Genomic DNA, 22629 nt, shown 5'->3' with positions numbered 1-22629 from the left:
AACATGAAACAATATTTAAAATTATGTCAGCGTATTGTTGACGAAGGTCAGTGGGTCGAAAACAAACGTACAGGTACGCGTTGTTTAACCGTTATTAATGCCGATTTAGAATACGATGTGGCTAATAATAAGTTTCCAATGATCACGACGCGAAAAAGTTACTACAAAGCAGCGATTGCTGAGTTACTAGGATATTTACGTGGTTACGACAGCGCTGAGCAGTTTCGTGAAATTGGCTGTAAAACATGGGATGCCAACGCGAACGATAACAACGCATGGCTTAATAATCCTTACCGTAAAGGCGAGGACGATATGGGCCGTGTTTATGGCGTACAAGGCCGTGGTTGGCAACGTCCAGATGGCTCAACGCTTGATCAGCTTTCCAAAGTTATTAATAACTTAAAAAATGGCATTGATGACCGTGGTGAAATAATCACGTTTTATAATCCAGGTGAGTTTGAGCTTGGTTGTTTGCGGCCGTGTATGCATACGCACACTTTTTCGCTACTTGGCGATACGCTATATTTAACGTCATACCAGCGAAGCTGTGATGTACCGCTCGGCCTTAATTTCAATCAAATTCAGTGTTTTGTGTTGCTTGCGTTAGTGGCTCAAATTACCGGCCACAAAGCGGGTAAGGCGTATCATAAAATTGCTAATGCACACATTTACGAAAACCAACTTGAACTGATGCGAGACGTGCAGTTAACGCGTGAGCCATTTGAATCACCTCAGTTAAAAATTAATCCAAAAATTAAATCATTAGAAGACATAGAAACGTGGGTAACACGAGACGACTTTGAAGTAATAGGCTATCAATGCCATGAAGCGATTCAATATCCATTTTCAGTATAATAAAAGATTAAGGAAAACATAAAATGAAAGCAGTGATCCCAGTAGCGGGCCTTGGTACTCGTATGTTACCAGCCACTAAAGCAATTCCTAAAGAAATGCTTCCAGTGGTAGACCGTCCTTTAATTCAATATGTAGTAAACGAAGCCGTTGCTGCAGGAATTAAAGAAATAGTGTTAGTAACGCACTCAAGTAAAAATTCAATCGAAAATCACTTCGATACAAGTTTTGAACTAGAAGCTACTTTAGAAAAGCGTGTTAAGCGGCAACTACTTGCCGAAGTGCAAGCAATCTGCCCTAAAGACGTAACCATTATTCACGTACGCCAAGGTGAAGCAAAAGGCTTAGGCCATGCTATTAGTTGTGCAGCGCCTATTATTGGTAACGAACCGTTTGTAGTTATTTTACCAGATGTAATTATTGATGATGTAGAGAGCGATCTTAAAAAAGATAACTTAGCAGAAATGATCGCTAATTTTGAGAAAACCAAGCACAGCCAAATTATGGTAGAACCAGTACCAATGGCACAAGTGAACCAGTTTGGTGTGGTTGATTTAGGTGATGTTGACTTAAAGCAAGGTGAAAGCTCGCCAATTCTTAATATGGTAGAAAAGCCGCCAGTAGATGAAGCTCCATCAAACTTAGCTGTAGTGGGTCGATACGTATTAAGCGAAAATATCTGGCCGTTACTTGCAAAAACTCCGCAAGGTGCAGGCGACGAAATTCAATTAACTGACGCAATTGCGATGTTAATGGAACACGAAAAAGTAGATGCATACGCTATAAAAGGCCGTAGCCACGATTGTGGAAGTAAAATTGGTTACTTAAAAGCAACGATTGAATTTGCACTTCGTCGCGACGAATTTGCCGATGAATTAAAATCATTTATCAAAAAACTGATTTAACAGTTAACGTAAAACATGAAAGGCGCCTATATCGGCGCCTTTTTTTATGAGTTTTATCAGGGCCTGTTTATCTTTCGAGGTTAAATTTGCAGCAGGCTGTTTGGTATTTAAGCAAGGCAGAGCCTATGTAGTGTGGTTATTCCCCATAAATAGGCGATAACGTAGCATAAATGCCAAACATGCGCTGCCCGAAGGGTTCTGCCTCGGGGCAATTTACTCTTTGTTGCCTACATGGATGTAGGTAAGGGGCGTGAGCAGGACGCGGAAGCTTTACTCGGTTTTTACTTATTCTTACATGGATGTAAGCCAGTAGAATAACGCAGGAGCAGTTATCGAGCCCACTAGGTTACAAACCTCGCGCCGCGATTAAATGGCCCCTAGATTGAACAAATTTTAATCCTGAAAGGTCAACAGGCCCTAGAATAAAATAAGAAAAGGAATAGCTCTAAAATAAAAGTTTTTAAGTCATTACAGACATATTGTTATTTATGTTGTAAAGTTTGTGTTAATTGGCATTGAATTTGTATTAAATAATGCTCTCAAGGAAGGGATGGAGTATGCAACGTTGTGTTTTACGAAATACTGACAAGCATGCGAAGAGCTAAGTTTTATAGCTCACAGCTTAAATAAAGTTAAACGCTTTCTTGTGAGAATGTTTAACTGAAATGTAGTGTAAAAACACTGCTTTCAGGACAACTAATACATGTTTATATATAAAAAAAATAACATTGGGCTTTTACTTAGCTTGCTAATGCTTTTATTTGGTACAGCATGCAGCGTCTCGCCTGAAATAAAAACCATTGATGAACAACCTCAAAGTAACTCGCCTGACTACGTATCAATTACAGCCCTTGAACTTGCACAGCTAAAAGATGCCGCAATGCAGTGGCAACAAGCTCGTGAAGGCATAGAGCGAATTTTAAGATTAGAAAAAGAAATAACTTACCTCGTAAATCATATCGATATTATAAACAGTAAAGCTATTGCACAGTCTAATCAAGGGTATAGCAGCAAGTCTGTACGCTCACCACGTAACACACGCAATGTTAAGTCACGCCAACAAGTTAAACAAAATTACAGTAATAAAAAACAAACTGTAAAATTAAATAAACCTAAACATGTATTTGCTTTACAGGTAGCTTCGGTTGACTCAGAGCAAGGTGTGGCTAAAGCATGGCAAGAGCTAAATACTAAAGCAGCACCGTTGTTTAGAGACAAAATATTGACTAACGTAGAAACCGCCAAAATAAACGACAAAATGTTTTACAGGCTGAAACTTGGCTCTTACCAAAACTTTAAAAATGCAAAAGCAGACTGTGACGTATTCAAACTGTACAAACTCGATTGCATAGTAAGTAACTACACTGATAAGCCAGTAAAGCTTTAGCGCACAGCATGTAATATCAATCTACAATAATACCTAATCAATTTGAAGGATTAGACCTGACGCTAACTTCGCTAATAATTTTTGATATACGACGGCATGTATGCCGGAGTTAGAGCAATGCAGCAACAATTAGTGATACCAACTAAATGATGAAATTTTGCCTTGTTATCGATATGGCTTTTCTTACCTCAAAATAAACTACTTAATTAAAAAGTTGCTATAAAGTGGCGCAAAATTTGCTTTGATTTATTATCTTGGTTAGTAGAGTGCATTTTGCAATGCGGTATTTTAAGTCTTGTCATTTAATATCAGTTTTATTCTTATCTTTTTATTTATATGGATGTAGCAGCGCAACTGTAAATAACGAGAGCGTGCAGCATTCTTTAATTACTGATAAACAAGTAAAAGAGTATGTTTCGCAGTGGCACTTACAGCAAGAAAGCATTGGTCGTTTAACTGCTATGGAAGATGATTTACAGCTGTTAATTATGGCGTTATCGTCTCGAAGTGAATTAACTGAAAACCCTCCTTTACTCATGCAAAGTAAAACCGATATCACCTATGGTAATCAGCCTTCACAGAATTTGGAACCGACGGCACTAAATAACACTCCCGAAGTAAAAACACCAAACTTACAAAATTCAGAACTCACCTTAACAGATGAAACTAAAATTGGAGCACAGCTTGGTTGGTATTTAAAGCCAGAGCTTGTTAAAGCAAGAGTCGAAAGGCTTAAGCAATTATACCCCAGTGCATTTACTCAATTTAATTTTACTATGTTTGAACGTAAAAATAATAATATGACTTTGTATGGATTACGTGTAGGTCCATTTAAAAACGATGCTCAAGTAAGTGCGTTTTGTTATTTAGCTAATCAGCTTGATCAAGTATGTAATATTGCTGCTTTTGTCGGAAAACCAATATAATTAATAAATTAGGCCTTTTAAACTTATATAGTATTAAAGTATTTGTACTAATAGTCGATACTAACTATAGTTGGGCAAATATTTGATAAAGCCCATTTTCTTATAAGGATTTAGCATGAAGTTTTATTTATCTGCATTAGCTGTAGCCACCGTGGTCAGCTCGTTTAGCACTTATGCTGCTACAGAGTCATTTGAAGCGAAAGTAACAGTACAAAATGCTGTAGTACTCACAAAAGATAACGATTTAAATTTTGGTACTATTCGTGCTATTTCAGATCCATTAGGCGCCGAACAAGCAACGCTGACAGTTAATCCTGATCCAGCTGCTAGCAATGTTACTTCACAAGATAATCCAACTGGTAACGCTGCGAGTATCTCAATAATTGAAGGTGGTGAAGCGGGCGCTTTTAGTGTTTCAGATGTAGTACCAAATTCTATTTTAACCATTAGCGACCCATTAAATACTTTAGTACAACCTTTAGCTGGTCAAGGGTTGAATGAACCTGATTTTACTGTAGGTGCTTGGACTTACTTTATAACGAGCGGCACTAATGCTGGTGGATTATATACAAGTGCTACGCCCAACCTACAAGCTGGCGTTGATGGCGCTGTATCATTTAATATAGGCGCGACTCTTTCTACTTCATCAAACGCATCAAGTGTGGATTACCCTGATGGTGAGTATTCTGGTAGCTTTAATATTGAAGTGTCATATTAATTAGTGTTTAAACAAACAATGCGCTTTTTGTATGTTTCTGCTTGGCTTTCGTTAATGTTTAGCGAGCAAGCCTATAGCGCAAGCATACAACAAGAAGCGCTTAATTTTGGCACTTTAGTTATCCCTCAAAATAATACTTTAAGCTCTATAACCATTAGCCATGAAGGTGAAATAATCACATTTGGTAGTATTTACGTATTAACTGAGGGTAATCCCGCAGAACTTTTATTTACTGATTTACCTCCCCTTACTCAAATATCGTTTAACAAAACGAGTGACTCTACATTGCAAAGTGAAGCGCTAGGAGCTAATAGTGCCAAGTTTTCGGTTGTATTAGTGGATTTACCAAGAACGCAAACTAGCGATGAATTTGGAGAGCTTTTACTCAAAGTAGGTGGCCGTTTAATAACGACAGGGACTAGCCAAAGTTACTTAGATGGTAGTTTTATTACTGACACCCAATTAGAAATTACGATTGATTACTAAAGGAAAAACATGCTTTATAAAGTTGTAGTGCTGCTCGCACTGAGTGTATGTATTTTAGGAAAAAATGCATACGCAAATTTACTTATCTCTCCAACCCGTATTAGTTTTGATGAACGTCAACGAACCGCTAAAGTTACCGTAATTAATGCGGGTGATGAATATCAAACATATCGTGTTTTATGGAGTGAGAAGCAAGCGCAACCTAGCGGTGGCTACATACAGTTGGCAGAGGCTACAAGCGAAAGTTTAAGTTCAATGGCACGTTTGTCACCAAAACAAATGCGTTTAGCACCTGGTGAAAAACAAACAGTAAAAATAGCAATACGTAAACCTAAAGGCCTAGCTTCTGGTGAGTACCGCTCTCATCTTCTATTTCAAGCATTGCCTGGTGAAAATACTAATAAAACAAGCTCAATAAAAGTTAATATGATTATGAGCTACAGTATACCTATTTTGTTACGTAAAGACATTAAACAGCCAGTAGTTGCCATAGAACAAGCTAAGCTAGTGCTAAATGAAAGCAATCAACGTCCTCAGTTTTTATTGAATATAAAACGAGAAGGTAAGTTTAGTAGCTACGGTAAATTAAGTGCTTACTTTGTTGATAGTAATAACGAGCAAGTTAAAATTGCAGAAATTGGTAATTTAAGTATTTATCCAGAAGTAGATAATGCGTTTGTAACCCTTAGTTTATTTAGTGACAAAAATTTAGATAAAGCAGGAAAAGTCATTTTTAAATATGAAGGCAGTCAAGAATATAAAGACCTTACATTTGCACAATACACTCTGCCTTTAACCTCACAATCACTTAATGTTTTAACAGTGAATGACGCTAAATAATTTATTGTATGCACTATTACTAAGCATAAGTAGTTTGCTTAGTAATAGTGTAATAGCTAATCCTTCCGTGGAGGATGCTTTAACAACACTACGCGCAATTGAACTAAAGCTAACTAAGCCCGTTGAAGTAATTGATTATAAAAACAAAGAAAATCAGCAACAGCGAATCGCCACAGGCGAGTTATTAATACTTTCGCTTTATTTAAACTCATACTACTTAGGTGAAGTTGCAGCAATTAAAAGCGAGCAAAGTGTACAAGTTAGTTTAAGCGACTTATTTGATATTCTACAATTTGCAATGAATGTTGATGCTAGCAATCGAATTGCTCAAGGTGTTGGAGCAAATCAACAACCTCTTTTTCTAAATGCAGCGGTTACACCCGCTGTATTTACTAGTCCTACACAGAGCTACTTATTAGCAAAAAATCAAATTACCATTGAAGATGATATTTATGTAGATATTCAAAGTTTACATAATGCTTTAAATCTAGAGTTTAATATTGATTACCCAGATTTAGAATTACTTATAAGCTCAGATAGCCCCTTACCGGTTGAACAACAAAGATACAGACAGTCGCGCAACCTTAAATCACCTAACAAAAGATCGCCACCTACGCTGCCATGGAAAGCTAGCCCATATAAAGCGCTATCTTCTCCGGTTGCCGACTTACAACTAAATTTTACCGCGAGCGATGATAGACATTCTACGAACTATTCACTTTTAGGCACTCAAGACTTTGCGTATTTATCTGCAGAGTATTTTTTGTCTGGACGAAGTACTGACTTACTTACCAACTCTAGGTTAACGTTTACAAAGCAAAACTTAGACAAAGAAATAAAAAACAGCTTCATGCCTACTGAAATATCTTTTGGTGATGTTATCGCCACGCAAGTTGGCAATAGCTACAGTAGTCAGTATGCCCGAGGTGTTAAAGTTTCTAATAATGTAACCAATAGAAAAATAGTCAATAATCAAATTAACTTAAGCGGTGCTATACAGCCAGGTTGGGATGTAGAGCTGTATCGTAATGAAATATTAATAGACCAGCAGCTTAGCCTCGCAGATGGGCGTTATATTTTTGATAATATAAACCTATTATTCGGAGCTAATAATTTTGAGCTTATTTTTTATGGGCCTCAAGGTCAAGTTGAGCGTAAAAGTGATTATTACTTTGTGGACGGAAATCAACTTAAGCAGGGACAAGGTAACTATGAATTGTCGGTTACTGAACAAGGCAAGCAATTACTAAATAACAATGTTTCAAGCTCGCAGGGGCAGGGTTGGCAAATTGCGGGTAGATATGAGCAAGGGCTTACAGATAATATATCTGTATACACTGCTACATCAGGTCAAAAAAACACAGATGACGATTTACTTAAGTATGCATTTGGTACCAACATAAGCTTATTTGACCGATTATTATTAAATGCGAATGTTGAAAAAAATAATAACAATGAACAAGAATTTGAATTTACAGCCCGAACTCAAATTGCCGAACAATCACTACTTTTTAGCGCTACAAATCGTACAGACGAACAGCAGCAAGATTTTAACAGCTACCAAATAAATTTAGCTGGTGGGCTAATGAATAATACCTATGGACGCCTTTCTTATCAAAATAACATCCTATATGACGATAGTGATACTAGAGGGCGCTTTAAACAAGTACGCAACCAGTTCAACTACTCATACTCAGGATTTGCACTAAGTAACCAATTGCTGTGGCAACAAGACGATAGCTCTAAGAGTACTTTTGGAACAACACGTTTTCAAAAGCGCTTTGGGAGAACCTACACAAGGTTTGGTATAGATTATAGTATATCGCCAGTAAGTGAGCTTGTTAGTTACGAGGCTGAGTTTAGCCGCAACTTGGGCCGAGATTTACAAGCGGAACTTACTTTAACTGATTCACTTCGTAATAATATTCAATCGGCCGAATTAGGGCTCAATTGGCAAAGCGACAAGTTTAGTTTAACGAGTAACTTAAACTACAACAGTAACGATGATTGGCGGCTCGGCATTTATAGCCGTTTTAGCTTAGGTTTTGATGTTGAACATAATACATATTTTGTCTCTAAGCGCACCTTAACTAACACGGGTAGCTTAATGTTACGCGTATTTTTAGATCAAAATAATAACGGTATTATGGATGATGATGAGCACGGCGTTGCCGGCGTAAAAGTAAAAGGCGTTCACAATTATCGTCAAGCAATTACAGACGAACACGGCGTTGCGCTATTAACTTCAATGCCAGCAAATCGTACAACAGATATAATACTTGATAGAAATAGTTTTGAAGATCCGTTTTTAATACCAGCTAATGAGGGTTTTTCTATTACACCAAGGGCTGGTTTTGTAGAGTATATGGACTTCGCATTAAATAATGCCAGTGAAGTAGAGGGAGTTGTTTATCAACAAAAAGGTGATACAACACAGATCCAACCCTTTGCAAATATAGCGCTGTTGAATGAGAAAGGGGATCAAGTTGCACAAACTCAAGCAGCATATGATGGCTATTACTTATTTACAGACCTTAAACCGGGGCAGTATAAAGCAGTAATTGATGATGAATATAAACAACGCAAGCAGCTAAAAAACACTCAAAATATAACAGTTAATTTATCGCCTCAAGGAGATGGAGTAATGGGCGTTGATTTAACATTAAAGGCGCTCAGTGCAACAACTGGAAGCATTGCCAATGCAGGAAGTTTTAGTTCGTTAAATATCTTAAAAATTTATTACCGTTTAATAGCACCACGAATAGAGCAGCAAGAAGCTTTTTATATGCATGATAAAGCTAAAAATAAATTTATTTTAGCCTTAGCGTACGCAACAAACAGTTCGCCAGAGCTTATTTCTGTATGCGACTCAGTAAAAGCGCAAGGATTAAAGTGTGTTGTTGAAACACATAAAATACTCCATTAAAGGAATTAGGATGAAAAGAGTTCAATGTATATTTTTAATCAGTGCAATGTTGCTAAGTTATGGTTGTGCGAATAATAAAGCAATTGATGGTAGTGCTACTCAGACCAACGTAACTGACGAAAAAAGCTACGTAAAAATAACAAAGCAAGAACTTGAAACTTTAAAAATAAGCTCCCAGCAGTGGCAAAATATGAAGCCAGAACTTGCGCGTTTATTACTTATTGAAGACGACTTAAGCTTACTAATATCGCAACTCAATACAATTGCAAAAGAAAATGAGCAGAAAAATGCACCAGTAATAAAAGCAGAAATCGTTAATACCAACACAATTAATCGCTCCAATTTACAAGTAACAAAACCAGTTGATCCTAAATTTGCTTTACAAGTGCTTTCAATAACGCAAAAAGAACAACTCTCTTTAGCTTTTAGGCAACTTCAAAAAAAGCTTCCTAGCTTACTAGGCGATAATTTTGTGATGAATGTTGAAACAATAAATGTAAAAGGAGTTATGTATAACCGCTTAAAGCTAGGCGCATACATAGACAAAAAAAACGCTATGGGTGACTGTCAAAAATTAAAGAGCCAAAATATAAATTGTTTAGTTAGTTATTACGTAGATCAGCCCTTTACCGCACAATAGCTAAGTCGGCATAAAAATTGCTTCATCCTCAGTATGTTTTGAAGAGGATGGCAATTATGCGCCTTTTACTGCCTTTATTATTTTTAAATTTAGCTGCTTGTAACTTGGTGCCGCCGCCAGAACCAAGTGTGCCTACAGATGCACCTAAAGCAGCCATGGCTCCTTTTACGGTTAATGACTATGTAGTTAATTTAACGTCGCAACTTAACCACCTAAACGGAGCATTAAATGCTAATGCACGTGTTGGCGTTAGTAGCTTCTTTTATGCAGATGCACTAGATACAAAATTAGTGACAGGGCAAGCCTCAGGCTTAAGTCAGCAGATCCAAGAAAGTCTGCTTACACAATTTACTCAACTGGGTTATCACACCGTTGAGTACAGACTTGGGAATAACCTCTCTTTATCAGAAAACTCAGACAGTATTTTAAGTCGCGATTTAAGTAAATTACGTAATCGCCAAAATATTGACTTAGTTATCACAGGAACAGTGACTCGTCAGCAGCATGCATACATAGTTAATGCACGACTTGTGAATATAGAAAATAAACAGGTGCTCTCTGCGGGAAGTACCGAGATCCCAATTAATGTAATGTGGGGCAATGAGAAAATTCAGCAGCGTGACGGACTTTTATACCGAAGCGAATACTAATTTGGAGCACAAAATGAAAAACCTATTAATTACATTATGCTTACCACTGGGCTTTGGTTGCTCTCAAATACTAGGCACAATGAATACAGACACCGCAACACCACAAAGTGAGCAAAGCAACCAACTGGTGAGTAACCAACGCGACGTTGCAGCGCCTGTTTCTGACGATAACTTATTTCAGTCAGGAATGGCTCCACAAGATAACTACACAAAAGCAACACCGCCAATGCGCAAAAATATTAACCATTATGTGCGCGGCATAATGCAAGACATGGTTGAAAACTTACAGTACGTAAGTGAACAAACACCGTTAGCTGTTTCTAGTTTTGTTTTTTTAGATGAAGACTACAATGATGGTAGCTTACTAGGGAACCAAATTGCAGAAAGCTTCATGCATGAATTACACAGCTTTGGTGTACCCGTTATTGACTTTAAAACAACTGATTATATGCGTGTTACCCCAACAGGCGACTTTGTATTTAGTCGCGACTATTTAGAGCTAAATCAAGATCAAAACTTTAAATATGTACTAGCCGGTACGCTTGTAAACCATCAAGGTGGTGTACTTGTCAATGCACGTATTGTTGGGCTAGAAAGTAAGGCCGTAGTAGGTTCTGCACAAGGGTTTATTCCACAGTCGGTTGTTGATGCGCTTAATAGTAGCTATCGCACTGATGGCATAATGTTAAAACAAGCAAGCAAGTGAGATAATTATGTATAGTAAATTATTTAACCGCTTTATCGTTTTTTTTGCTTTAGCTAACTTAACTGGTTGTGCCTTTACTCAAAATAGTGAAAGTGCTGAAATGAATGCATCTTCAACCACACAAGTAAATTATGACCTAGCAAGCATGCTTAAAACAGCCGAGCAACAATCAACTCAAGGTGATGTTAACGGCAATCAATTTACACCACTTAAGCACCATAAAACACTTGCTAACTATGTAGAACAAATGGCACTAGATTTGGTTGATACGCTTGAGTTTGAAAGTGATACCGACGCCAATATTAATATTGCTGTTACTACCTTGGTCGATCTTGATTCATCGCTTACTAAAAGCAATCAATTGGGTAATCAAATATCTGAGACGTTAATTCATCAGTTACAAAAGTTTGGTTATGGCGTGGTTGATTTTAAAACAACCCAAACAATAGATGTAAATAGCCGTGGTGATTTTGCTTTTTCGCGCGATATTGAAAAGCTTAGCGAAGATCAAATGGCGAGCCATGTATTAGCGGGTACATTAATTTATCGCAGTGATGCTGTTGTTGTAAATACACGTGTAATTAACGCGCATACAAAAAAAATTGTCGCGAGTAGTCAAAAACTAATCCCAATTTATGTACTAAATAAAGAAGATATATACTTATCAAGCAATTAAGTTCAGTTGTCGCTTGATATAAAAAACCAGATGCCGTTATAATTCACACTTCTAAGCACACAGCTTATTTGTGGCCTCTTAGTTAAATGGATATAACGGCCCCCTCCTAAGGGGCAGTTGCAAGTTCGATTCTTGCAGGGGCTACCAATTAAATCAATGGGTTACATTTTTTCAGTGTTGATGTTTCATTTCCGTGTAGCACATATGTAGCAGCGTAGATTGAATTTTAAGTATGCGCGAGCCGACCTTTATTGTCGAAACTTGGTATCTAATGAAGTACCATCATCATATAACCTTATCGGACTATAAGACCCTAAATAGATGAAAGAATATATTTTACCAAAAGGAACTTTGGTTAAGCACGGTACTACTCTATGCCAACTACCTAGTATTATGAAGTTAGGTATCAAAGGAGGGGGGGAATACCGAGATGAGAATAGAGTTAGGCGAGAGCTCATACCTGAAATTTCAGGTGTTTATGTTGGTAATGTAATTGCATATTTTGCAGCTTATTCTGCTTATTCATCTAAAATTTGTTCAGAATTAAATTTCAGTGATTATCAAAAAGCACTTAGGTTACATGAGAATAACCCTAAAGGGTTCGAATCGCTTGAGATACCTGTGCACCTTCCCGCAACATTACCAATAATATTAAATATTCGATTAGCTGAAGATTGCATACTTTATGCTGATGAAGATTTTGTTGATGATGGAAGGGCTCCTTTAGACAAAAAAATACCCAAAGATAGATTAGTTACTGAGGCTGAAAAGGTTTGGAAAAACTGGCAAACAGGATGCTTGGTTAGAGTTGGAGGAATACCTTCTAAATGGATAAAAAAAATTGAATACCCTGCTTTATTCAACCTACAAAATGTGAGTCGCACTCCTAAAGATTTAATTTCTGATTGTGACCATTTAGCATCGGGTTTGAAGCAATCTTATTTAAAGAAAAACCCTAAACCTATCCTAAAATATCTTCAAAAAAAATATAAAATAAAAGAGCTATCTAATAGTATTTCAGCAACTGAGAAAGAAATTAGTAATTTAATGTCTTGTGAGTTTATTTCGAATATTGAATGTCGATTATTTAATCATTTAAATATTCTTTTACTTACTCAGAAAATAGCCGAAGACTACGGCGTTAAATTGGAACAATAACAACAGAAATAATCATTGTAAGTATATCAAATACCTTACCTTCTAACCCATACGTCAATTTAGAGTTAGCTTTAGTGAGCTGTTAATACGAATGTTTTTAAAAATCAAGCTATGTAGATCAGTACAGTTATTTACAGAACTCCAAGTAAGATCTTTTTTGCCATTCTGGCAAATGGTAAGTTAAAGGTAATTTTTGGCTTTGTATGGGTGTTTGATATGAGCTAAAGCTTAATTAAGAGCTTTAGCTATTTGAAATGTTGTATTTAACTGCAATTTTATTTAACAGTGATAGCTTTAGCTCTTTTTAGATAATACTGAGCTTTAGCTGATACGTTATAGCTTTAGGTTATGCTTTTTCTACCTTCCATGAATAGTGCCTTGTGATTATAGCTTTACCAGCGAACCACAAGCCTTTTACTTTGAGTATGAGTTCACCATCGTAATAGCTTTGTAAGCACTCGCCAGTTTCTTCAACGATGTTTAAATCGTAATGTAATTTGATGGGTCTATCTTTTAGCTTTGTGTGTAAACCGCCCATAGCAAGTATGTAGCCTTTCCAATCGCTGTTATCAGCAGCAAAGCGCGCTTGTTCTAATAGATTATCTTTTTTATCATTAAATATAGAGCGTAAACGTCTAAGTTCGCGCCATACAGAAACGCTAGCACCGCCAATTTGCTGAAACTGGCGAATACACCAACACGATGCCCACGCATCAATACGCTGGGCTACAAGTAGCGAATCGTTACCGAATTTATCTTCGCCTACACCTTCACCATCTATATTCTTCGCTATGTATTTTAAAATATAGCCAGTTGCAGAGCCTTTGTTTGGGTCTATTTGTTTAAAGTCGCAACGGTTTTCCGCTGCGCCTTTTTCGTCACCATCAACTTCTAACGCGTAATGGCGAATAATTGCTTTTAATGCGTCTAGTTTTTCGCTCTCAATAAAAAACAGCATATGCCAATGCGGTGTGCCGTCATGCTGTGGTTCTGCTACGCGAAAACCATAAGGCGCTATATTTTGACGTTTAAACTCTGCACGGGCTTTTTGCCATTGGTGGTTTAAATAGCTATTGGCTTCATCAGGCATAAAACCTTCCCATTTCGGGTTAGCAGCGCCTGATTTAGAAAAAGCACGATGGTACTTAGAAGGGCACGTAACCGTAATAAAAAGTGCTTCATGTCCTAGCTCTTTCGCTAGGTCTTCAAAGCCTCTTGCTCTACATAGTAATTCATCTTTTCGTATCTTAGGGTTTGATACATTTAGGTCTGATATTTCTTTTAACGAATAGCGTTGCCCTTGCTCGTTAAGTATATAGGTTGAGCTAAGTAATTCGTCATTTCGTTGGCGCTGAGTAATGCGGTTTTGAGTTGTTATATTGCTCGCATATATTTCTCTTTTTCTGTTTACGAAATTTAAATGTAGGGCTGCTTTTTCGTTTGCTTGGGTAATGAGTTTACGAAACTTTCGTAGCCACCAACGGTTATCGATATAGCGCTTTATACAACCTGATATTTTAATGTTGTTATTTGGCTCTATAGGCGAAACACCAAACTTAATTGCATAGTTTGATAAAAAATCAAAAAGGGCTTTTTGCTTGGCATCAGTGAATTCGCTATTAATTTCGGTATTAGTAGAGCGAAACACAGCGGAATTTACGCTATTAGTTTCGCTATGAATCATTTCATTACTACGAAACTCATGCGAAACGGTTCGCTCTAGTTCGTTATCATTTTGCTGTTTGTGTTTAGCTTGATAGTAAAGAAAGTTAACTTTTTCGGGGTTTATAGCAATTTGGCGGCAATAGTTTGCACACTCTTTCGCTATGTTATTAATATCATCATCAAAGCAAAAGAATAGGTGAGCGAGTTTTTTAGGTAAGAGTTTATAAAGCTTATTCGTGGTATCTAAAACATGGCGATTGCGCTCAAAGTTATTAGGCTTTTTAAAAGCATCAGTTAAAATTGTACTTTTAATTTTATTGGAAAATGGCGCTAATTTTTTAGTTAAAAACGCCGCATCGTATCTATCAACTAATGCTAAATACGGCGTTAAAATATCGTCTTGTTCATTAATCGCTTTTGCAATTAATGTTTCTCTAAAAGTACCCATTGGCTATTTGGGGTTAGCGTAAGCAAATACAAAACCACGACCTTTTTTGGTCAAAAAGTAATGTTCATATTTAACGCCAAAATGATAAATTATTTCACTTGTTACAAGCTCTTCATCAACGAGTTTATCAAGTGTACGCGTATCAAATTTAAACGGCTGGCCATGCTTATTAACATAGGTATGTAGCCCATTCTTTTGCCGATATGAATAACCAATCTCACGGCAAATTTCGAAATACGTATTTTCTAACGATAACCAAATTAACAGGCGTGTTTGTTCTCTAGTTAACTTAGGCATGATCACCCCCGTTAGGGTTTTGACCCAAATGCTCTAAGCGACAAAAGTTATTTAACCAGTTATCTAAATCATCTTTTAAATAACGAACAGTGCGACCAATTTTAATAAATGGCGGGGCTGGGGTTCTATTTGTGCGGTTTCCTTCCATACGTGATTGACGTAAGAAAGAGCGACTCATACCGATATATTCGGCTGTTTCTATTTCTGATAGTGCGCGTTTGTTTGTGGTGGTTGGCATGATAGCCTCCATGTACGTTTAAGTTCATGGAGGACTTTAAGTGTGGTGTTAAGTCCTAGGAGTCCTTTGAGGAGTTATGACTTTAATCATTTTTTCAATCTACTGACTAAGTTATAAAAGCTCTTTCTTTTTATTTGTTGAATTTCAGCGCTATCGTCAAACCAATAAAGCGTATCTTTACCCACTTCATCTACTATCTCATCAGTATCGAACTTGCGCGGCTCATTACGTAAATCGTCTTTTAACCTTTCCCATATCTTACTAGGTCTATCATTAGGGAATTCAATAAGCATATTAATCAGCATGGTATCAATAGGCCGAAGTTTAGTATTACTTGCTGATTCTTCTTTATTGCCAAATAGGTAATGTTTAGCCCTTTCGAGTTCATCAGGCTCAATACAAATATCATCGAATGTGAATATTTTTGACGTTGGGAATAGTTCATCGGGAACGGGTTGTGATGGATCAAAAACAGCGGATGCTTTTTCTATTAGCTTTTCTTTATTATCAGATATGTCAAAAATCCCTTTGCAAAACTGCTTTAACATACTTTGTCGTTGTTCAGGCTGAAAATAGAAGGGAATAGTTGCTAGCGGTACTTTTTCAAAAGCCGCTGAGAGCCAACCTTCAAATATTTTGTTTGGTAGCTCTACGGTGAAGGGGTACTCACTATCATAGCCAGTTAATTTATCTTTTTGTAGGATGGTAGACTTAACTAAACTAAGCTTTTTACTTTCAAAAATTGTTGTTTGCTGTGGTTTAGTTAGTTTTATTAAACCTGAATAAGTAGCTTTACCAAAGCCAAAAAACTTAGATTCTTTGTAGCCACCTAAAATTATGTCTGAAGTTTTACAATATAAGCAAAAAGAAATGTCAGTTTCTGAATTAAGGTAATGAGTATCATCAACCGATATGTCAAAAGCCTTATCTAGCTCGGTCAGTCTGTAGTACTTCTTCACAGTGAAATCCTTTTTTAACTATATAGATTTTGGATATTTTATCTCAAGACACAAATTTACCATAGAGGGTGTATTACTTTTTATTATAAGGTTATGTTTACATCTGTTAGTTGAGTGGCTGGTAACTACAAACTTCGGATTAGGCCTTGTGAGTTATAAATTAATTGAAGTAGGAGAAAATCATGGATGACAAAAAAGTAATAGATTTGATACGCAATGGTCGATTCTCAATCTTAGACTTCTTCGAGGAGGATGATGTTTTAGGAAAAAATGAAAACTATTTGGGCTATCTCTATTTTATGAGAGATCTTAAATCTGAGCCTACAGCAGAGATTTTATCTAAAATATGTGAGGTTGAAGGTAGTATTGATCTTGCTTACGAGTATTTAGGTCAAATAGCTAAGAGAGTATTTTATTATGGAAACGAACGTTATATTTCGGATTCATTTTTTAAAATGGCTATTTCAAAAAATGATAAAAATGCAAATGCATGGTGGGCAATATTCACAAACACTAATGATGAAAATGCTTTCCTTAGGTCAATCATGATTGATTATGAGCAAGGTGATTTTTTAAACTTAAACAAGCGCTTGAGTGAGGTTTTAATTGAAAATTTCGACTTCAAAAAAGATGTATGGAACTTTTTAATTGAAACTTTAAATGACGAACGTGTAGATAAAAGTGAGTCTGTAAGTAATATTCTTTTTACAGCTTTCAGTAAAACAGGAAGGCACAACGAAGGCATTTACCTATTTGATGATGTTTCCTACTCTAAAGTAGGTGTATTGAAAAGCTATATTAGCTCTAATACTTTGTCATATGAATCAGCAATGTCAAAAGTTATAGATTATGATTTAGATGAATTTTTAGATTACAACTTTGCTCGCCTATTTGAAGAACTCATTAAGAGGAAGAATTCAGGTGCCATGTTCCTAAACAAAGCGTCAATTATTGAAACCGCTTTTAAAGCTGAGCTGTACAAGGAGGTTATAAAAATTTATAACGAAAACTGGGATGAACATATTATAAATAATTCAGAAACAAAGTGTTATTACTTGATGTCACAAATATTTCTAGGTGTTCATTTAGATCAAACTATTTATGATGAAGTAAAGCGAAGTAACTATGATGGTGCTTTAAAAAAAGCAGTTGAAGTTAAACTTCTCTTCATGAAGCTTATGTATAAGCTAGTTAAAGGGGGGGATTTAAAGTTTCGTATAGCAATCTGGAGTACATATCAAGCGGCGGAGAAGCTACTTGAAGATCCCGAGCTCATAGATCATTATTTATATAGCGATTTATACCATGAGTTATCAGCTATAGAGAAGCAGTGGAATAAAAAGTTTTATCAAGATGAGCTAGATATGCGGAAGCAGGATTCTTCCAATGATATTTCCACATTTGATACTTTTGTAGGCCAGTGTAAATCTTATTTGAGCAATCAGCTGTTTAAAGAATTAATTTATAGTATTCAGAATTACCATCAAACTAATAAACCTACTATCGTCACTTATAATTTGCTTGGGGTTGGTTTTGATCGAATGGGAGATCATGTTAAGGCTTGCGAATCATATTTAATGGCTCTGCAAATCATGGAAAAGTGCAAAGAATATGATTATATAGTCATAGGTAACTTTCTTTCCTCTGTCAGTAAAGTAAGTAAAGACTTGAAAAACGAAACATATTATTACTGGAGACGTAAGTTTAATATTGCTCTGGTTAATAGTTTTCAATTTAATAACAATCTTTCTCTTAAAAATACATCGCTGTTTAAATATTCACCGTTAAATCTGAACTATCTTGATTCACTGATTAATCAATATTTTTATCTTCCAGAAAAACAACAGTTAAACGATCCTATTGAGATGCCTAGCATTTCTGATATCGGAGAAGAGCATTTTATTGATAAAGATTATAGAATTTGTTCCTTTTCTAAAAATGATAAATCTATGCTGATGTGGTCACATTATACAGGTGATCATCAAGGTATTATGGTGGAATATGAGTTTGGGTATGGTTTACCTACAGGGTTTGGTATTAGTGAAGTAAAGTATACTTACGGTCAGAAGAGGCAAGTCGAGAAAGACAAATTTATCTTTGACCAATATTTGCTAACAAAAAATAAGGAGTGGGAGTATGAAGAAGAAGTTCGCTTGATATCTTATCAGGCAAGCAAGGTTTATTACGAAAGGTATAGCTTTCCAAATCCCGACAGAAGTAAAATAAACGCAAGAGTTTTAGGTATTACACTAGGATGCAACTTCCCGCTCTCTAAGCTTGATTTCATTAAAAAAATAATTATTGATCTTAATAAAAATAGAAATCAAGCTGAACCTAAAATCTACTTAAGAAAAGCTACAATATCAGAAGAGAAATTGTTTACACTAGAATATGACTATTTAGAAATATGAAAGTAATTTGATTAGTTATCATGGGATAAAAAGTTGAAACGTATAACAAAAGATTTCACTACATTATTTAATGTTCTATGGTATAGGGATTTCCCTTTAACAAAAGAGCACAAAGAAATAGCGTCAAGAGCTGAGTGGACAACACATATCGGTATTTGTGCTAGAACAGCCTCAGATCTTCTTGGTTATTTTATGTATTTCGAACACGGAAATAGGACTGATGCTGTAATTAAAGACAATGACGAGAAAGTAATTTCTAATTTAGAATGGGAGTGGACTGAACCTAGAAAAATTGAAAAGGTAAATGAGGTGCGACAACTTAAAGCTGCAAAAGAAAGCTGTGAGTTTTCTGTCTTTGTTTCGTATTCAGATAATCGTTACTACGAAGATAATTTAAATGCAGTTAAAGAGCAGTGGGGAGCTTCTCCTGAACCTCTTCTTTTTATATTAATTAGCTATAACCGCAAAGTTAAACGCGTTTTTGAGCTGATTGAAACATTTCATATCCAGAATGGTCGGTGCAAAAAAGTTAGAAGCCAACCAGCCCTACCATGGCATGCGAGAGGTAAGCGTTGGGAAGACTGGAGCTAATTAAAACTTATCCAATTAAATTAACTGCCGCAGCTTTATGTTCTGGCGCCAAGTGTGCATATCTTAGTGTCATTTTTAAGTCACTGTGACCTAGCAACTCTCGAACTGTATTCAAATCTACACTTGCCATGACGAGCTTACTTGCAAAGTGGTGGCGTAAGTCATGAAACCTAAAGTCGGTAATACTTGCATCTTCTAAAAGTGCTGCCCAATCATATCTAAAATCTAGTATTCGTTGCTGGTTACCATCTTTAAACACATGGCCACTATTCCCCGATAGTTTTTGCCAATCACTTAAAACATTAAATGCTTGTGTATTTAAAGGGATATGGCGAGTATTGCCTGATTTAGCATTTTGAAAATCAACAGTGAGCACTTTATTTTCTAGGTTAACGTCATTCCAATTAAGCGATAAAATTTCGCCTTTACGCATACCTGTATTTATAGCAAGAATAACGATAGTGGTTAGATGCTTAATATCAAACTTAGCAATACTTTCACGTAAACGTGATTCTTCATCTTTTGATAAATAGCGAACCTTTGCGTTATCTACAGTTTGAGCTTTTACTTTTTGTAAATCGTGGCTATCGATAACTTCCCATTCGATCGCGCGACTTAAGCAGCCTTTAATTAAATTTAGTTGGCGGTTTGTAGTTGCTGGTTTAATTCCATCTTCTAAACGTTTATTACGCCATTTTTCAACTTCCCATGCTGTAATAGCTGATAGCTGAAAATCCATGAATTTACTAAATGCTGATTGAAATGCCTTTTTTGTTTTATCTGCTGTTTTAGGGTTACGAGATTGCAGCCAAGGAAAGTACTTTTCATCTAAAAAGTGTTGCAAGGTAGATAGCTTTGATTCTTTTGTTTTAATGCGGTCTTGCTTTTTTACTTCGTGAACATTAGTACCCTGAGTTACCTCGGCAATTTTATTTTTTGCTAAATCTCTGGCTTGCGCTGGGGTAATTCGCCCATCATAGCCTAAGTGATAATTTACTTGTTTGCCTTTGTGCCTATAGAACAAGAAGTAAGATATTGCTCCTACACTAGATATTCGAGCATGAAAACCTGTTACTTCGGTATCATTTAATCGTTTATCGGCAGGTTTTAAAGCTTTAATACTCGATAATGTTATTTTGGCTTTGACTGGCATACTGTTTCTCACTGTGTAGCACATATGTAGCAAGTGCATTGTGCCGCAAAGAACAAGGGAGAACAATGGTGTATTTTTAGTTTTGTTTTTAGTTTATTTAAAACAATGGTTTATATTTGCTTTTTGTTTTTTGTTGTTCATTGGGGTATATAGGAATACATCTATAAAATGCACTCCTAAGGGGCAGTTGCAAGTTCGATTCTTGCAGGGGCTACCAATTAAATCAATGAGTTATATTTTAACCTCCCTCCCTTATACTTTGTGTATAGCGTATATGTAGTAGTGTTGCACTTTTTAATTGAAGGCGTTTAACACTTTTTGCTCACATTTTTCACGCTCTGTAATCATTGCTTCAAAGTCAGCTTGAATTTGCGTTAGAACGGCTGGTGGATTAAGTCGTTTGATTCTTTTAAATTGAATGCTTTCTTCTTCATCATAGGCGAGTATGGCTAAAGTGATTTTTTCGCGTTCAATACCATTTGAAAATAATCCTTCTGCATCTAATTGCATAAGTACTTTTTCCATTGCTGTAAGCCATTGGTGCCAATTATCCATCGCCTCTATATCTGATTGAAACAAATCAATGCTGTTTTCTAGTTTTTGGCATTCTAGCGTTGTTTCATCAAAGTATTCTGAATAATATTCAAGCGTCGGGTAGTCCTCAGGGTTCCATTTAGCCATGTAAAAGCTACTTACATCGTTGTTGTACTCTGTTTCAAATACTTCTTTTAAATCTGATAAAGTATTAAACATTGGCAGTAATGAGTAGCTACCTGTGTGGTAATAACCCATTACATAAAGATCGTTACCATATTTTTGAATGATGTCTTTAAATGCTTTTTTGGTATCTTGATAAAGTGTTTTTTCGAAGTTTTTAGTATCTAACATGAGGTCATTATTTCTTTTATGATTACAGAAATTTATATGAAAAAGAGAGTGATTAAAACTCACCCTGCAAAAAATAAAATAACCAGAGCTACTACTCTGGTTATTGTAAGTTAATATTAACCATCACTCGTAATTGTATTGATTAACTCACTCAGTACCGCTTCGGCCTTACTTGTTTCTACTTGGCAAGTACCGGCATTTAAGTGGCCACCACCATTATATTTTAAGCACAGCTCGCCAACATTGGTGTTCGAACTGCGGTTAGTGATAGATTTACCAACGGCATACACTACGTTTTGCTTTTTAAGGCCCCACATTTTATGAATCGAGATATTGCAGTCGGGGTACATTGCATAAATAACAAATCGATTTGTGGCGTAAATAGTTTCTTCTTGGGTTAAATCAAGGATCACTAAGTTTTTATGCACGGTAGCGCATTGAGAAATTTGCTCTTTTGCTTTTTCGTTATGCTCGTTATATAAAGCAACACGCTCGGCTACATCTTCCATTTTTAGAATGTCTTGTATGCTCTGATCTTTACACGCATCAATCAGTTTCATCATTAATTGGTAATTTGAAATTTTAAACTCGCGAAAACGGCCAAGTCCTGTACGCGCATCCATAATAAAGTTCATTAATACCCAATCGGTTGGGTTTAATATTTCGTCTTTTGAAAACTGAGCAGCATCGCCTTTATCTACCGCGTCCATCATTTCAACAGAAATATTTGGAAGTTTTTCAGCGCCGCCATAATAGTCATAAACTACGCGAGCAGCTGATGGGGCTTCTGGGTCAATAATATGATTTTTTATGTCGCTTGAGTTACGAACGGTTTCGCTAAGGTGATGATCAAATGCTATATGACAGCCTGCAACGTAGGGGAGGTTGGTCGTAATGTCATTTTCGGTAATGCCTATTTTGCCGTCTTGCATGTCTTTTGGATGAACAAATAAAATATCGTCAATTAGGTCTAAGTCTTTAAGCAATACGGCACACACTAAGCCATCAAAATCGCTGCGAGTGACTAGTCTAAATTTATTATTGGGCATAGCTATTCCATCTTTTTAATTGAATTATCAATTAAGTGTAACAGTTAAATTTTTTTTTGA

General features: G+C 36.2%; 22 protein-coding genes, 1 tRNA gene and 1 pseudogene. 17 read left to right on the top strand and 7 right to left on the bottom strand.

The features are described 5' to 3' along the window. The first annotated feature begins 3 nt into the window (after positions 1 to 3). The 14 genes from I6F66_RS01000 to I6F66_RS00935 all read left to right on the top strand — a co-directional run bounded on the left by I6F66_RS01000 (position 4) and on the right by I6F66_RS00935 (position 12870). Complete coding sequence (locus I6F66_RS01000; protein WP_197118686.1) at positions 4 to 855, top strand: thymidylate synthase; 852 nt, start codon at positions 4 to 6, stop codon at positions 853 to 855. 23 nt (positions 856 to 878) lie between these two features. Next, positions 879 to 1757: a UTP--glucose-1-phosphate uridylyltransferase GalU gene (galU, locus tag I6F66_RS00995; protein ID WP_007583126.1), complete on the top strand. Its 879-nt coding sequence runs from the start codon at positions 879 to 881 to the stop codon at positions 1755 to 1757. A 703-nt stretch (positions 1758 to 2460) separates the two neighbouring features. After that, a complete protein-coding gene (locus I6F66_RS00990; protein WP_024592961.1) occupies positions 2461 to 3144 on the top strand; it encodes an SPOR domain-containing protein in 684 nt (227 codons plus the stop codon). A 371-nt stretch (positions 3145 to 3515) separates the two neighbouring features. Then, on the top strand, positions 3516 to 4070 hold the full coding sequence (locus I6F66_RS22795) for an SPOR domain-containing protein (RefSeq protein ID WP_165721033.1): 555 nt from the start codon (positions 3516 to 3518) through the stop codon (positions 4068 to 4070). Positions 4071 to 4185: 115 nt separating this feature from the next. Continuing rightward, the gene (locus tag I6F66_RS00980; protein ID WP_165727552.1) at positions 4186 to 4788 is read left to right on the top strand and encodes a DUF4402 domain-containing protein; all 603 of its coding nucleotides are present in this window, start codon (positions 4186 to 4188) and stop codon (positions 4786 to 4788) included. Between the two features lie 3 nt (positions 4789 to 4791). Then, positions 4792 to 5274, top strand: a complete 483-nt coding sequence (locus I6F66_RS00975; RefSeq protein ID WP_197101082.1) for a DUF4402 domain-containing protein — start codon at positions 4792 to 4794, stop codon at positions 5272 to 5274. 9 nt (positions 5275 to 5283) lie between these two features. After that, positions 5284 to 6114, top strand: a complete 831-nt coding sequence (locus I6F66_RS00970) for a molecular chaperone (protein WP_165740786.1) — start codon at positions 5284 to 5286, stop codon at positions 6112 to 6114. Next, the gene (locus tag I6F66_RS00965; RefSeq protein WP_231611810.1) at positions 6101 to 9040 is read left to right on the top strand and encodes an MSCRAMM family adhesin SdrC; all 2940 of its coding nucleotides are present in this window, start codon (positions 6101 to 6103) and stop codon (positions 9038 to 9040) included. The genes I6F66_RS00970 and I6F66_RS00965 overlap by 14 nt, the downstream gene beginning before the upstream one ends. Before the next feature lie 10 nt (positions 9041 to 9050). Then, on the top strand, positions 9051 to 9680 hold the full coding sequence (locus I6F66_RS00960) for an SPOR domain-containing protein (RefSeq protein WP_197160393.1): 630 nt from the start codon (positions 9051 to 9053) through the stop codon (positions 9678 to 9680). 56 nt (positions 9681 to 9736) lie between these two features. After that, complete coding sequence (locus I6F66_RS00955) at positions 9737 to 10330, top strand: FlgO family outer membrane protein (protein WP_007583140.1); 594 nt, start codon at positions 9737 to 9739, stop codon at positions 10328 to 10330. Between the two features lie 13 nt (positions 10331 to 10343). Beyond that, the gene (locus tag I6F66_RS00950; protein WP_197175350.1) at positions 10344 to 11036 is read left to right on the top strand and encodes a FlgO family outer membrane protein; all 693 of its coding nucleotides are present in this window, start codon (positions 10344 to 10346) and stop codon (positions 11034 to 11036) included. A gap of 7 nt (positions 11037 to 11043) precedes the next feature. Continuing rightward, positions 11044 to 11712, top strand: a complete 669-nt coding sequence (locus I6F66_RS00945) for a FlgO family outer membrane protein (RefSeq protein ID WP_197208496.1) — start codon at positions 11044 to 11046, stop codon at positions 11710 to 11712. A gap of 72 nt (positions 11713 to 11784) precedes the next feature. Beyond that, positions 11785 to 11859 (top strand) — tRNA-Arg (locus I6F66_RS00940). A 174-nt stretch (positions 11860 to 12033) separates the two neighbouring features. Next, a complete protein-coding gene (locus I6F66_RS00935) occupies positions 12034 to 12870 on the top strand; it encodes a hypothetical protein (protein ID WP_197208494.1) in 837 nt (278 codons plus the stop codon). A gap of 346 nt (positions 12871 to 13216) precedes the next feature. On the opposite strand, the gene I6F66_RS00930 is transcribed toward I6F66_RS00935, so the two are convergent. The 4 genes from I6F66_RS00930 to I6F66_RS00915 all read right to left on the bottom strand — a co-directional run bounded on the left by I6F66_RS00930 (position 13217) and on the right by I6F66_RS00915 (position 16477). Next, positions 13217 to 14983 carry a replication endonuclease gene (locus I6F66_RS00930; RefSeq protein ID WP_197208492.1) on the bottom strand — a complete coding sequence of 589 codons (1767 nt, stop codon included), beginning with the start codon at positions 14981 to 14983 and terminating at the stop codon, positions 13217 to 13219. 3 nt (positions 14984 to 14986) lie between these two features. Beyond that, complete coding sequence (locus I6F66_RS00925; protein ID WP_197208490.1) at positions 14987 to 15280, bottom strand: hypothetical protein; 294 nt, start codon at positions 15278 to 15280, stop codon at positions 14987 to 14989. Beyond that, on the bottom strand, positions 15273 to 15518 hold the full coding sequence (locus I6F66_RS00920) for an AlpA family transcriptional regulator (protein ID WP_008170945.1): 246 nt from the start codon (positions 15516 to 15518) through the stop codon (positions 15273 to 15275). Before I6F66_RS00920 ends, I6F66_RS00925 begins: the two co-directional genes overlap by 8 nt. A gap of 86 nt (positions 15519 to 15604) precedes the next feature. After that, positions 15605 to 16477, bottom strand: a complete 873-nt coding sequence (locus I6F66_RS00915; RefSeq protein WP_197208482.1) for a hypothetical protein — start codon at positions 16475 to 16477, stop codon at positions 15605 to 15607. A 182-nt stretch (positions 16478 to 16659) separates the two neighbouring features. Between I6F66_RS00915 and I6F66_RS00910 the strand changes: the two genes are divergently transcribed. Both I6F66_RS00910 and I6F66_RS00905 read left to right on the top strand, forming a co-directional pair. Beyond that, positions 16660 to 18888, top strand: coding sequence for a DUF2971 domain-containing protein (locus tag I6F66_RS00910; RefSeq protein WP_197208480.1), 2229 nt, complete (start codon positions 16660 to 16662; stop codon positions 18886 to 18888). Between the two features lie 33 nt (positions 18889 to 18921). Further along, positions 18922 to 19479: a hypothetical protein gene (locus I6F66_RS00905; RefSeq protein WP_197208478.1), complete on the top strand. Its 558-nt coding sequence runs from the start codon at positions 18922 to 18924 to the stop codon at positions 19477 to 19479. Between the two features lie 7 nt (positions 19480 to 19486). On the opposite strand, the gene I6F66_RS00900 is transcribed toward I6F66_RS00905, so the two are convergent. Next, the gene (locus I6F66_RS00900; RefSeq protein WP_197208476.1) at positions 19487 to 20632 is read right to left on the bottom strand and encodes a site-specific integrase; all 1146 of its coding nucleotides are present in this window, start codon (positions 20630 to 20632) and stop codon (positions 19487 to 19489) included. A gap of 134 nt (positions 20633 to 20766) precedes the next feature. On the opposite strand from I6F66_RS00900, the pseudogene I6F66_RS00895 reads away from it, so the two are divergent. Continuing rightward, positions 20767 to 20849: pseudogene (locus I6F66_RS00895) on the top strand. 77 nt (positions 20850 to 20926) lie between these two features. On the opposite strand, the gene I6F66_RS00890 reads toward I6F66_RS00895, so the two are convergent. Continuing rightward, positions 20927 to 21520 (bottom strand): DUF4303 domain-containing protein, encoded by a 594-nt coding sequence (locus tag I6F66_RS00890; protein WP_197175347.1) that lies wholly within the window; start codon positions 21518 to 21520, stop codon positions 20927 to 20929. Positions 21521 to 21636: 116 nt separating this feature from the next. Further along, the gene (locus I6F66_RS00885) at positions 21637 to 22569 is read right to left on the bottom strand and encodes an exopolyphosphatase (RefSeq protein WP_165740789.1); all 933 of its coding nucleotides are present in this window, start codon (positions 22567 to 22569) and stop codon (positions 21637 to 21639) included. Positions 22570 to 22629 lie beyond the last annotated feature (60 nt).

The sequence above is a fragment of the Pseudoalteromonas sp. NZS100_1 genome, from assembly GCF_015864285.1.
In the GTDB taxonomy this organism is placed as follows: Bacteria; Pseudomonadota; Gammaproteobacteria; order Enterobacterales; family Alteromonadaceae; genus Pseudoalteromonas; species Pseudoalteromonas arctica.
The sequence above is the reverse complement of the archived record's forward strand: the minus strand, read 5'-3'. Positions and strand labels throughout refer to the sequence as shown.